The 12,548-nt window shown below is 61.5% G+C and carries 15 protein-coding genes; 11 read left to right on the top strand and 4 right to left on the bottom strand.

The genetic code is table 11. From position 1 onward, the window contains the following. Positions 1-25: 25 nt before the first annotated feature. The 7 genes from LDZ28_RS05135 to LDZ28_RS05105 all read left to right on the top strand — a co-directional run bounded on the left by LDZ28_RS05135 (position 26) and on the right by LDZ28_RS05105 (position 5,775). Positions 26-1,549 carry a fumarate hydratase gene (locus tag LDZ28_RS05135; protein WP_244827627.1) on the top strand — a complete coding sequence of 508 codons (1,524 nt, stop codon included), beginning with the start codon at positions 26-28 and terminating at the stop codon, positions 1,547-1,549. Between the two features lie 195 nt (positions 1,550-1,744). Beyond that, positions 1,745-2,221, top strand: a complete 477-nt coding sequence (gene bfr, locus LDZ28_RS05130; protein WP_244827626.1) for a bacterioferritin — start codon at positions 1,745-1,747, stop codon at positions 2,219-2,221. Positions 2,222-2,261: 40 nt separating this feature from the next. Continuing rightward, a complete protein-coding gene (gene murI, locus LDZ28_RS05125; RefSeq protein WP_244827625.1) occupies positions 2,262-3,119 on the top strand; it encodes a glutamate racemase in 858 nt (285 codons plus the stop codon). Between the two features lie 167 nt (positions 3,120-3,286). Continuing rightward, complete coding sequence (locus LDZ28_RS05120) at positions 3,287-3,529, top strand: bacterioferritin-associated ferredoxin (protein ID WP_244827624.1); 243 nt, start codon at positions 3,287-3,289, stop codon at positions 3,527-3,529. A 293-nt stretch (positions 3,530-3,822) separates the two neighbouring features. Further along, positions 3,823-4,560 (top strand): energy transducer TonB, encoded by a 738-nt coding sequence (locus tag LDZ28_RS05115; RefSeq protein ID WP_244827623.1) that lies wholly within the window; start codon positions 3,823-3,825, stop codon positions 4,558-4,560. 29 nt (positions 4,561-4,589) lie between these two features. Then, positions 4,590-5,336 (top strand): MotA/TolQ/ExbB proton channel family protein, encoded by a 747-nt coding sequence (locus tag LDZ28_RS05110; RefSeq protein ID WP_244827622.1) that lies wholly within the window; start codon positions 4,590-4,592, stop codon positions 5,334-5,336. Between the two features lie 13 nt (positions 5,337-5,349). After that, on the top strand, positions 5,350-5,775 hold the full coding sequence (locus LDZ28_RS05105; RefSeq protein WP_244827621.1) for a biopolymer transporter ExbD: 426 nt from the start codon (positions 5,350-5,352) through the stop codon (positions 5,773-5,775). A gap of 343 nt (positions 5,776-6,118) precedes the next feature. Here LDZ28_RS05105 and LDZ28_RS05100 read toward each other — a convergent pair whose 3' ends face one another. After that, positions 6,119-7,081, bottom strand: coding sequence for a LysR family transcriptional regulator (locus LDZ28_RS05100; protein WP_244827620.1), 963 nt, complete (start codon positions 7,079-7,081; stop codon positions 6,119-6,121). Between the two features lie 148 nt (positions 7,082-7,229). Between LDZ28_RS05100 and LDZ28_RS05095 the strand changes: the two genes are divergently transcribed. From LDZ28_RS05095 to hemP, 4 genes are all read left to right on the top strand, one after another. Then, the gene (locus LDZ28_RS05095) at positions 7,230-8,096 is read left to right on the top strand and encodes a pirin family protein (RefSeq protein WP_244827619.1); all 867 of its coding nucleotides are present in this window, start codon (positions 7,230-7,232) and stop codon (positions 8,094-8,096) included. A 152-nt stretch (positions 8,097-8,248) separates the two neighbouring features. Next, positions 8,249-8,647 (top strand): OsmC family protein, encoded by a 399-nt coding sequence (locus LDZ28_RS05090; protein ID WP_244827618.1) that lies wholly within the window; start codon positions 8,249-8,251, stop codon positions 8,645-8,647. A gap of 53 nt (positions 8,648-8,700) precedes the next feature. Beyond that, positions 8,701-9,189 carry an SRPBCC family protein gene (locus tag LDZ28_RS05085; RefSeq protein ID WP_244827617.1) on the top strand — a complete coding sequence of 163 codons (489 nt, stop codon included), beginning with the start codon at positions 8,701-8,703 and terminating at the stop codon, positions 9,187-9,189. 124 nt (positions 9,190-9,313) lie between these two features. Next, entirely contained in the window at positions 9,314-9,574 is a 261-nt protein-coding gene (hemP, locus tag LDZ28_RS05080; protein WP_244827616.1) for a hemin uptake protein HemP, read from the top strand. Positions 9,575-9,846: 272 nt separating this feature from the next. Here the strand turns inward: hemP and LDZ28_RS05075 are convergent, their stop codons facing one another. From LDZ28_RS05075 to LDZ28_RS05065, 3 genes are read right to left on the bottom strand one after another with little or no spacing between them, the layout of a single operon-like run. Further along, a complete protein-coding gene (locus LDZ28_RS05075; RefSeq protein ID WP_244827615.1) occupies positions 9,847-10,260 on the bottom strand; it encodes a heme-binding protein in 414 nt (137 codons plus the stop codon). A gap of 20 nt (positions 10,261-10,280) precedes the next feature. After that, positions 10,281-11,684, bottom strand: coding sequence for a 4Fe-4S binding protein (locus LDZ28_RS05070; protein WP_244827614.1), 1,404 nt, complete (start codon positions 11,682-11,684; stop codon positions 10,281-10,283). Beyond that, positions 11,681-12,532 carry an FTR1 family protein gene (locus tag LDZ28_RS05065; RefSeq protein ID WP_244827613.1) on the bottom strand — a complete coding sequence of 284 codons (852 nt, stop codon included), beginning with the start codon at positions 12,530-12,532 and terminating at the stop codon, positions 11,681-11,683. Before LDZ28_RS05065 ends, LDZ28_RS05070 begins: the two co-directional genes overlap by 4 nt. Positions 12,533-12,548: the final 16 nt, after the last annotated feature.

The following is a 12,548-nucleotide window of genomic DNA, read 5'->3' as shown; positions in this document are numbered from 1 at the left end:
TATTCGTCCCCGAAAAGCCCAAGCCATGACCGTCATCAAGCAGGAAGACCTGATCCAGAGTATTGCCGACTCGCTGCAATACATCAGCTATTACCATCCGCTCGACTACATTCAGGCGCTCGGCCGCGCCTACGAGCTAGAGGAAAGCCCGGCCGCGAAGGACGCCATCGCGCAGATCCTGACCAATAGCCGCATGTGCGCGGAAGGCAAGCGTCCGATCTGCCAGGACACGGGCATCGTGACCGTGTTCGTCAAGGTTGGCATGGACGTGCGTTGGGACGGCGCGACGATGAGCGTCACCGACATGATCAACGAAGGCGTGCGCCGCGGTTACCTGAACCCGGACAACGTGCTGCGCGCGTCCATCGTGAGCCCGCCCGAAGGCGCGCGCAAGAACACGAAGGACAACACGCCCGCCGTGATCCACTACGAGATCGTGCCGGGCGACAAGGTCGACGTGCAGGTCGCGGCCAAGGGCGGCGGCTCGGAAAACAAGTCTAAGTTCGCGATGCTGAATCCGTCGGATTCCATCGTCGACTGGATCATCAAGACCGTGCCGACGATGGGCGCGGGCTGGTGTCCGCCAGGCATGCTCGGTATCGGCATCGGCGGCACGGCGGAAAAGGCGATGCTGATGGCCAAGGAATCGCTCATGGACCCCATCGACATTCAGGACGTCATCGCGCGCGGACCGCGGGACTGGATCGAAGAACTGCGCGTGGAACTGCACGAGAAGGTGAATGCGCTTGGTATCGGCGCGCAAGGTTTGGGCGGGCTTGCCACCGTGCTCGACGTGAAGATCATGGCGGCGCCGACGCACGCGGCGTCCAAGCCCATCGCGATCATTCCGAACTGCGCGGCCACGCGTCACGCTCACTTCACGCTCGACGGCTCGGGCGCGGCGAAGCTCGAAGCGCCGCCGCTCGACGCGTGGCCGGACGTGACCTGGGCGCCGAATACGGAAACCAGCAAGCGCGTCGATCTGAACACACTGACGCCGGAAGAAGTGGCTTCCTGGAAGCCGGGCCAGACGTTGCTCTTGTCGGGCAAGATGCTCACGGGCCGCGACGCGGCGCACAAGCGCATTGCCGACATGCTCGCCAAGGGCGAAAAGCTGCCGGTCGATTTCACCAACCGCGTGATCTATTACGTCGGCCCGGTCGACCCGGTGCGCGACGAAGCCGTCGGTCCCGCCGGCCCGACCACGGCCACGCGCATGGACAAGTTCACGGAGATGATGCTCGCGCAAACCGGCCTCATCTCGATGATCGGCAAGGCCGAACGCGGGCCTGTCGCCATCGAGGCCATCAAGAAGCACAACGCGGCGTATCTGATGGCCGTGGGCGGCGCGGCATATCTCGTCTCCAAGGCCATCCGCGAAGCGAAGGTGCTGGCGTTCGAAGACCTCGGCATGGAAGCCATCTACGAATTCGACGTGCGGGACATGCCGGTGACGGTCGCCGTCGATTCGCAAGGCACGTCGGTACACAAAACGGGTCCCGCCGAATGGCAGGCGAAGATCGGCAAGATTCCCGTCGCGACGGTCTGATCGATCGAGGCCGCACGGATCGCGGCCAATGAAGAGCCGGACCGCGCGTCCGGCTCTTTTGTTTTGGAGAAGCGGTATCGAGAAGGATTTTCATTCTCAGTTTTATCGCAATTAAAAAAGATTCACTCATCCTTGGCAGAGCCGTTAAGAACGTTTATCTTTGCGGGATGCCCCACGCTACGAAAAGGAACACTCATGAAAGGCGACGCTAAAGTCATCGAATATCTGAATGCGCAGTTGAAAAATGAACTGACCGCGATCAATCAATACTTCCTGCACGCGCGGATGTACAAGCACTGGGGCCTGGAAAAGCTCGGCAAGCATGAGTACGACGAATCAATCGGCGAAATGAAACACGCCGACTGGCTCATCCAGCGCGTGTTCATGCTCGACGGTCTGCCGAACCTGCAAGACCTGCACAAGCTACTTATCGGCGAAGAGACCAAGGAAATCCTCGAGTGCGACCTGAAGCTCGAACAGATTTCGCAGTCCACGTGCAAGGAGGCGATTGCCTATTGCGAATCGGTGCGCGATTTCGTCTCGCGCGATATCTTCGACAAGATCCTGAACGACACCGAGGAACACATCGACTGGCTGGAAACGCAACTGGATCTGATCGACAAGGTTGGCATCCAGAACTACCAGCAGACTATGATGGGCGAAGGCGAGTAAATATCTGTCCGCAATGTCAGTAGTTGTCGTACCCACAATCATGCCGAACGCGCGTGCTCCGACAAACGCGAGCGCGCCGGTCGGCATTTTCGATTCCGGTCTCGGCGGCTTGTCGGTGCTGCGTGCGGTGCGGGCGTTGCTTCCGCACGAGCGGCTCGTCTATGTCGCGGACTCGTTGTACGCGCCCTACGGCGAGCGCGATGACGATTTCATCGTCGACCGCACCATGGCTATCGGCGAATGGCTTGTCGCGCAAGGCGCCAAAGCGCTCGTCGTCGCATGCAATACGGCAACCGCGCAATCGATCGCGCTCGTGCGCGAGCGGCTTTCCATTCCGCTCGTGGGCGTCGAACCGGGCGTGAAGCCCGCCGCCGCCGTTTCCAAGACGCGCGTCGTCGGCGTGTTGGCAACTGCGGTGACCTTGCGCAGCGCGCGCTTCCAGTTGCTGCTCGAACGTTACGCGGGCGATTGCCGCTTCATCTGCCAGCCGGGACACGGTCTCGTGCAGGCCGTCGAACGCTGCGATACGTCGTCGCCGGAACTCATGGCGCTGCTCGAAGGCTATCTCGCGCCTATGCTCGAAGCCGGCGCGGATACTCTGGTGCTCGGCTGCACGCACTATCCGTTTCTCGACCGCGCCATTCGCGAGATCGCCGGCGAACGGCTGCAACTCGTCGATACCAGCGTCGCCATCGCGCGCCAGCTCGACCGTCTGCTGGAAACGAACGCTCTAAAAAACTCATCGGCTGCGGTGGAATCCATGCCGCGCTTCTGCTCGACTGCCGACGGCGAATCCCAGCGTCAGCTCGCGGCATCGCTTCTGCATCTCGACGCCAGCGTCGAACACGTGCTGATCCCTTCGCGACGCACGCGCCTTGCCGAACCCGACATCGTCTAAGGGTTTTTCCGGGGCGTCATAGCCGTCGGAGCCCCACCAGCAAACGCTCCTAAGCAATAAATCGGCTAACACACGCGCTGTGTTACAAAAAACACAGAACCCGGCTTGCCAAGAACGTCTTACTGAATGATAATAATTCGCATTAACGCAAGCTATCGCGAACGACCATGATCGTCTGTGTCTGCAAAGCAGTTTCCGACCGTAAGATCCGCTCCGCTATCGCCGATGGAATGGAATCCTTCGACGAGCTCCAGTTCGAGCTTGGGGTCGCGCTATGCTGCGGGAAGTGCGAAGCAAGCGTGCGCGACGTCATGGCGACGAGCGGAGTCTGCGCGTCGCGCTGTGGAATGGAACAGCGCGAACATGCGCAAGTCGCGCCGCTCACGTTCTACGAACGCCAGGCTGCCTGAAGTTGCGCGGGGCGCGACCGAGATAGCGCTCGGCGCCCCGCTGTCGGCGAAGCGCGCCGCTTGGTTTCTTGATCGCTTATCGCAAGCCAGGTTCCGATCACCTACGCCAGCCACGCAACTCTTTGCCCTTAAGGAGGGAAAGATGGAATTGCTGATTGGTTTCGTGGCTACTCTATTCATATCCCTCATTATTTTCAGAAAATGATGTCGTTTGGTTTCTTCCGCGCCGAACCAGCGAACGTACGTAACTTCGATGGCCGCGCTACTGGCAACACCGCAAGCAGCGAATAAGAATGCAGTCCCCGACAACTTCTCCCGCTGTATTCGACACGACGACGCCGAGCAATTTGAACCCGCGCGTGGTGGCCGCATGCGTCGCCGTGCTGGCGATTCACGCCGCGCTCTTCGGCGTGGCGCTCACCATGCATCGCGAGCCGCTGCCGCGCCCCGTCGAAGCGAAGACAATCACCGCGCAGCTGATCAGCGAAACGCCGGCGCCCGCGCCGCAGCCTGTCGCCGTGCAGTCGCCACCGACTCCCGAGCCGCCGAAACCGGTTCCAAAGCCGCAGCCCAAACCGAAGGTCAAACCCAAGGTCGAGCCGAAGCCCACGCCGATGCCGGTGCGCGAAACGCCCTCGCAAATCGCCGCGCCCGCACCCGATCCCACACCGCCGGCCCCGACACCGCCCGCGCCAGCGCCCGCCGCGCCGGCCGCGCCCGCGATCGGAAAACCGACGATGGATCTGGCCGCGCCAAAGAACGTCGCGCGTCTGAGCTGCAACATCGCGCAGCCGGATTATCCGGCGATGTCGCGGCGTCGCGGTGAAACCGGCACCTCGCTCGTCAAGCTGACGGTCGGTATTACGGGCAAAATCGAGAATGTGACGCTGCAAAAGAGCAGCGGCTCGCAGCGCCTCGACGACGCGGCGCTCGACGCCGTGCGCAGCAGCGCGTGCAGTCCTTACAAAGAGAATGGCGAAGCCATTCGGGCAACCGCCACGGTGCCATTCGTATTCAGTCTGAACGACTGACCGGCTTTTTTTAGAAACAGGAACTGGAAATGAACAACTACGGGATTGCGCACGTCTGGGCGCAAGGCGACTTCGTCACACGCGGTATCGCGCTGGCGCTCGTCATCATGTCGGTGCTTTCGTGGACCGTGATCGTCGTCAAGGGATGGAATGTGCTGCGTCTCAAACGCCTCACGAAGAACGCCGATCAGGCCTTCTGGCATTCCGACGACTTCAACGACGGCATCAAGAAAATCAGCAGCCAGTCGTCGAATCCGGCTGACAACCCGTACCTCGCGCTGGCGCTGGCCGGTCAGGAAGCGTCCGAGCATCATCATCAGACGCAGCCGCATCTGCACGACCGCATGGATGTGTCGGAGTGGATCACGCGATGCCTGAAAGACGTCATGGATGAAAGCGTCGGCCGCATGCAGGCAGGGCTCGCCGTGCTGGCATCGATCGGCAGTACGGCGCCGTTCGTCGGGCTGTTCGGTACTGTCTGGGGCATTTATCACGCGCTCCTGACAATTGGCGCGACGGGCCAGACGTCGATCGACCAAGTGGCGGGTCCGGTGGGCGAGTCGCTCATCATGACGGCCTTCGGTCTCTTCGTCGCGATCCCTGCCGTGCTCGGCTACAACGCCCTCACGCGCGCGAACAAGAGCGTCGTGACGAAGCTGAACCGCTTCGCGCACGGCTTGCATGCCTTCTTCGTGACCGGCTCGAAGCTGTCGTCGTCCAAGCGCACCAAGGACGCCACGTCCGAAAGCCTGCGTCTCGCGACGCGCGCATCGTAAGCGGAGGTTCAAGATGGCCATGAGCCCTTTCGCCGGCGATGAAGACGACGGCATGATGAGCGAGATCAACATGACGCCGCTCGTCGACGTCATGCTGGTGCTCCTCATCATTTTCCTCGTGACCATCCCCGCGATGCATCACGCCGTGAAGATCGACCTGCCGCACGCAAGCAGCCAGCCGCAAGACGAAAAGCCGTCGCATGTGGACGTCGCGATTCAAGCCGATGGCACGATCGTCTGGGACGAGCAGAAGATCGACGACGCGACGCTCAAGGCGCGCATTGCGCAGGCTTCGCAGCAAAACCCGCAGCCGGAGATTCATCTGCGCGCGGATCGCAAGGTGGCGTACGAACGCGTGGCCGATCTCATGTCCGCGGCCCAGGCGGGAGGACTCACGAAGATCGGTTTCGTGACCGAACCGAAAGCCGGCGGCAATTAAAGCAGCGCGCAACACAGCCGCAAAAAGTAAAAGGCCTTCATCGTCGGATGAAGGCCTTTTTTATTGCGCACTCGGCGCATTCGGGCAAGGCAATTACTTGGGACTCGAATAGCCCGAGCCGGAAGAATCGCCACATGCGGCAGCCGTCGTTGACACGGACAGCGCGATCAGCCCTATCAGGCTAACTATCAGAGTAGCCGTCAGTTTCCGCATAAGAAGCTCCTTAGCGAAAGGAATTTCAATATAACGCCGGCCATTCCCGCAAACAAGGTTTCGGCGATTGAATCTGTCCATCGCAAGCGCGCGCTTCAATGACATAAATGATGCCGCGCGCCGATTGCGATCAAACCGTTTCGCGTTCCGGCTGTTCGATGACAGGACATTCTCCGGGGAAGCGTTTGCCGCCTTCGATCGACTCCACCAGAAAATCGACGAACGCCCGTACGGCCGGGACCATGCCCTGCCGCGTCAGGAAAACCGCATAGAGTTGCGGCGACGGAAATGTCCAGCCGGGCATCACGGGCGAAAGCTGGCCGGTTCTGAGCGGCGCGCCGTACATCATCTCGGGCAGCGCCGCGATGCCGACGCCGCGCATGACGGCTTCGCGGATCATCGAGAGATCGGCGGTGACGAGACGCGGCTCGTGCTCGAACTCGTGACGCGTGCCATCGGGCGCGATCAGTCGATACACATGGCGGCCATCCGCCGATGGCACATCGAGCGTGTCGTATTGCGCGAGTTCGGCGGCGGTCATCGGCGGCGCGTTCGATTTGAGAAGCGAAGGCGCGGCGACGAGCATCTGCTCGGTGCGCCACAGCGGACGCGCGACCACGTTCGAACTCACGGGCGGCTCGGAGCGCACGCGCAAGGCGACATCGATCGCGTCTTCGAACAGATCCACCACACGATTGGTCACGCGCAGCACGACCCGCACTTCAGGGAATCGATGCATGAAGTCGGGCATCACCGCCGACAGAAACGTCTGCGCGATGGTCACCGGGACGCTCACGCGCACCGTGCCACGCGGTGAGTCACGCAGGCTTTGCACCACGTTGACGGCGGCCTGCGCCTCCACGAGCATTGCCTGACAGTGTTGATAGAAAAGCTGCCCCGCCTCGGTCAGCGCAAGCTTGCGCGTGGAGCGCTGCAAAAGGCGCACGCCTAGCGACGCCTCCAGCTCCGACACGCGCCGCGACAAGCGCGACTTGGAGATGCCCAGCACGCGCTCGGCCGCCGAAAAACCGCCGTGTTCGACGACGTGCGAAAAGTACATCAGATCGTTCAGATCGTGCGAATCGACTTTCATGGGACGTTCGGTTCGTTCGAGTTCGTTATCCGTGGCGGGACAATCCATTGCGCCACGAGGTCTTTTATCGCTAAATCCGGCACATATAATATCCCCACGTTCTACAAATATCGCTATTTCCCTTTTGGTGACGCGAGGCATTCCGATCATGAGCCGTACCATTTCCAGCATCATTCCCGCAACGCGCACGGTTGAAGGCGGCGGATTCGTCGTGCATCGCCCGTTTCCGACGCGTCTTCTCATGGACTTCGACCCGTTCCTTCTCCTCGATGAAATGGGCCCGACCGATTACGCTCCGGGCGAAGCCAAGGGCGCGCCGGATCATCCGCATCGGGGCTTCGAAACGGTCACCTACATGCTCGAAGGCGAGTTCGGTCACAAGGATTCGGCCGGCCATTCCGGCACATTACGTCCGGGCGACGTGCAGTGGATGACCGCCGGCGCGGGCGTCATTCATAGCGAGATGCCTGGCGAGGAATTCACGCGACGCGGTGGCCGCGTGCACGGCCTGCAATTGTGGGTGAACTTGCCGAAGCGCGACAAGATGACGACGCCGCATTATCAAGAGATCGCGTCGGCGCAGATTCCCGTCGCGATGAGCGAAGACGGCAAGGTGCGCGTGAAGGTCATCGCGGGCGAAGCGCTCGGCGTGAAAGCCGCCATCGAAACACGTACGCCGATTCTTTATCAACACTTTTCGCTGCAACCTGGCGCAAGAGTCGAGCATCACGTGCCGCGCGATTTTCGCGTGTTCGCGTATCCGTTGTCGGGCGTCGGTCTCTATGGGCCGCAGGGTCAACCGGTACGCAAACAGCAGATGATCTCGTTCAAGGACGATGGCGACACGATCATCCTCGCCGCCGGCGATGAACCCGTCGAAGTGTTGCTCATCGGCGGCGTGCCGCTCAAGGAACCTGTGGTGCGCTACGGTCCGTTCGTCATGAACACGGAAGATGAAATTCGCCAGGCCGTGACCGACTATCAGACAGGCCGCATGGGCGCGATCACGCACTAGGCACACCGAGCGGTATTCATCGCTGAACCGTATCGGCACGATGAAACGGCGCGGCACGAACGGGCGCATTGCGTCACAATGACCGTTCGTGCCGCGCCGCTCTTATTCGCGCCGCTATTCTTGCCGTACATCGCCATTCATAGGAGCGACGCATGTCTTCCGGATCTTCCGTGACCGCCAGCATCGGCGCTGCCGACTATCAGGTGCAATTGCGCGACGGCACGCATGGCTGGGTCGCCGATGAGCCCGCGAGCCTCGGCGGCGCGGACACCGGTCCGGAGCCCGCGTCGCTGCTGCTATCGAGCCTGGGTGCGTGCACCTCGATCACGCTTCGCATGTACGCGAAGCGCAAGGGTTGGCCGCTCGAAGCGGTGCACGTCGAATTGTCGATGAAGAGCACGGCAGACGGCACGATCATCGACAGGCAGATCGCGCTCACGGGCGCGCTCGATGCCGAACAGCGGGAACGCCTCTTGCAAATCGCCAATGCGTGTCCGATGCACAAGGTTCTGTCCGGAGCGGTGCGCATCGACTCGGGGCTCGCTTCCTGACTTCCTGAAAACAGCCCGCACGGGTACATCGAACTATCCAGGGAAACGTCGTTTTGAATTTCGAACATCTCATCCAGATCAACGATCCGACCAATCCGCTCGTCGAGTCGCTCACGCGCGAACAACTGTGGGAAGGACTCGTGCTGCGCGCCGAGCAGCCGCAACTTTTCGTGCTCGGCCTCGATAGCTGCGACATCCTCTCGCGCGAAGGCGACGTCATGGAGCGCGAGTTGCACTACGGTCAGGCCGTGGTGCGGGACCGCGTCACGCTCACACCGGATAGCAGCGTGCGTTACGACATCCTGCCGACTGCCGAACATGTCGGCGGCTCGTTGACCATGGCGATCGAGCAGCCCGACGAGTTGCAACTGTTTCTGCGATTCACGTACAGCACCACCCTGCCCGAAAACGACGACGCGACGCCTGACGAGCGCCAGACCAAAGAGATCGTCAAGTCGGCTTATCGGGAATCGGATATCGACACGGTGCGGCTGATTCGCCAGTATGCGCACGGTCGCCACGACGAAACGCCGCTGCACTAGAAAGTTCAAGTACTGCATGAAGCGCGGCTATGACGGCCGCGCATCCATAGGAAACTCTAGTTGCAAATAGGAATAGTTATCATTTACTATAGACCCATCGAATCAACGAACGCACTCAAACGACATGACCGACACGCTGCGATCCACCACGCTCAGGCTTCGCCGTCCGGCAGTTCGCGATGCAGCCATCACGCGCCCAAAGACGGCTGCCGTGACGTCGGTGCGGGCATCGACGACATCGACCGATTCAGCCGATGCAACCGGCGATCGTTCGTTGCGCAGCGATACGTTACTGCAGGGACGCAGTCATATCGCGATCGTGCATAACGGGGAGACCTATCAGTTGCGCGCGACGCGTTTGGGCAAGCTGATCCTGACGAAGTAAGCGGCAAAGAGGTAAGGCAGAACAGCAGTACCGTGTATTGTGGGGACCACCTCGCCAAAGAGGTGTTTGGCCTTAGCCAGCGAGGACGACTTGCACGCGAGAATTTAGACCCCTTCGTGCAAACACCAGCCAGTCGTCGATAGCAAGCGAAGCCGCTTTTTTTGGTTCCCACCGATGTCATGTGCCCGAACGAGGCCATGCATTTTGTTCGATCGAACGGCACGCCTTCAATGCGAAGGCGTGCCGTTTTTATTGTTTCGGACGTTCTCGCTTCAGACGTTTTCGATGCCAAGCGCCGCAATGCCCGCCCGCGCGATCGATGCATCCTGATCCGATTTCACGCCCGACACGCCCACCGCGCCGACGATATCCGTTCCAACGAAGATCGGCACGCCGCCTTCGAGCATGGCCGTCATGGGCGCGCTCAGAAACGCAGTGCGGCCCTGCTTGATCGTGTCTTCGTACACCTTCGTTTCGCGCCGGCCGAGCACGGCGGTGCGCGCCTTGCCAGTCGCCATCTCGACCGTGCTCGCGCCCGTCCCTTCGAGCCGATGCAGATGCAGCAGATGCCCGCCGTCATCGACGATGGCGATGGTCACGTTCCAGTTGTGCGCCTTTGCGTGCGCCTCGGCGGCGGCGGCCATCAGCAGGACGTCTTCGTCGGTCAGTACGGGTTTGGTTCTCACTTGATTCTCACCTAATGGCGTTATCGGCTGAAGCCCCAGAACATCAGATACCAGGCGCTATCCGCGACGGCGAGCGCCGCGACAAACCATACCATCGTGAGTGCGCGCGGAACAAGCGTCGAGGAATAACGAGCCGTGACGCGCCACGCGAGCCAGGCGCTCCACAAGTTGGCGACGCCAAGCAGCCCGAGGCGCAGGTCCGTCACCCACCACAGCGGCAGATGCTCCGCGCGCAGGAGCGAGACCGTGGTCGCCGACAAGCCGAGAAACACGCCGCATCCCGCGAGCGGAATCAGCGAGAGCGTCAGGTGATGCAGCCGCGCCGCGTTCATCTTGCCGAGCATGCGCGTGCCGAGCGCCAGCAGCGCGAGCAGCGCCGTGCCGTAGACGAGACCCGTCGCGACGATATAGCCGATCACCATCGTGCCGTCGAGCCAGGAGAACACGTCGTTCTGCTCGGGATAATGCGTGAAGAGGAACCACGGCGCGTTGGTATCGAGCGGCCAGAGGATATTGTGATCGATCAGCCAGCTCGCGAAGATCTGCTTGAGATCGACGAACCATGTGCTCACGGTCCAGTGGAACGCACCGATCGCGATGCCGAGCAAGCCGTACAGAATTAGCGCCGTGTCCCACGGATTCGCCGCCTTGTTGCCGAGCTCGACCACTTCCTCCGACGGCGAGCGCCACGTGAGCGCGATGGCATCGCGATGGCCGCTGCATCGGCCGCACATGTGGCAGTCGGCGGCGCCTTCCATCTTGCGCAGGGGCACGAGCGGCGCGCAGTTGATCGGAATCACCCGATGCCCGTGCTCGCCTTCCTTGTACGAACGGCGCCACGCGTCTTCGCTGACTTTGTAGTGAAACGGCGCAAGCCGTGCGAGCAGCGAGAACACGCCGTTTACCGGGCAGAGGTACTTGCACCACACGCGCTTTTCGCGGCCATACAGCACGCCGACGATCATCGCGCCCACGGTCGAGCCGCCGAGCACGAGCAGCACCGCTTTCGGATATTGATAGACGCTGACCATCTGTCCGTAGATGGTCGTGAGTCCGAATGCGACGAACGGCCAGCCGCCCCAGCGCATCCAGCGCGGAATCGCCCAGCCGCGGCCGAACTTGCTCGCGAACTCGGTGAGCGCGCCTTCCGGACACAGCACACCGCACCACACTCGGCCGAGCATGACCATCGACAGCAGCACGAACGGCCACCAGATGCCCCAGAACACGAACTGCGCGGCAAGCGTGAGGTTATTCCACAAATGCGCCGAGCCATCGGGCAGCGGCATGACAGCCGGCACGAGAATCAGAAACGCGTACACGGCAACCACGACCCACTGAATTCCGCGGATCGCGTTGCCGTGCCGTTGCATCCATTGACCGGCCTGTTGCAGCCGGCCGGGTCGTTGCAGAACAGAGCTCATGCTGGACGGCTCGCCGCCTTTTGTTTTTGCGCCATCTGATGATTGGAACGGCGCAGGAGAAGATAGATCACGATCCAGTAGACCGCGTAGGCAACCAGGTTCATGCCCGCCGGATGCGCGCGATAACCCGTGAGAGTGGCAACGAGCGAACCGAAGGTGCTCGAGTCGTCGAGCAGCGCGGACGAGTTCCACACCTGATTGACGATGACCGGCAGCACTTCCATGTCGATCAGTTTGTCGACGCCCGTCTCGAAGAGGCCGGCGGCGAGGAACAGCAGCATGATTTCGGTCACGCGAAAGAACGAGCGCCACGAGAAGATCTTGCCGCCGAGTTGCAGCACGTAGAACGTCAGGAGCGCGAGCGCGAAGCCGAGGATGATCGCGAGATACTGCGAAGCATCGACGTGTCCCGATTGCCCGAAGCCGACGCCATACAGAAACACGGCCGTCTCGCTGCCTTCACGCGCGATAGCCAGCGCAACCAGCACCGCGATGCCCCAGAACTGTCCGTCCTGCGTGCTCTTTTGCAGCGAGCTTTCCATGTCGCGCTTGAGCGTGCGGCCGTGACGCTTCATCCACAGGACCATCTGCACAATGAGCACGCAGGCGATCAGCACCATGCCGGTCTGGAAGTAATCCTGCGCGTTGCCGGACAGCACTTCCGTGAAGCCGATGAGCGCGGCGCCCAGCGCGATGGCGGCAACCAGCCCCGCAGCCACGCCGAACCACAGATAAGGCAGGCCGCGACGCGCCTGCTGGTCGCCGTTCTTCAGCCATGCGTACAGAATGCCGACGACCAGCAAAGCTTCGACGCTCTCACGCCAGACGATGAAAAGTACCTGCCCCATTTGAACCCCTTTGCGT

This window comes from Caballeronia sp. TF1N1, assembly GCF_022878925.1.
Classification (GTDB): domain Bacteria; phylum Pseudomonadota; class Gammaproteobacteria; order Burkholderiales; family Burkholderiaceae; genus Caballeronia.
The sequence above is the reverse complement of the archived record's forward strand: the minus strand, read 5'-3'. Positions and strand labels throughout refer to the sequence as shown.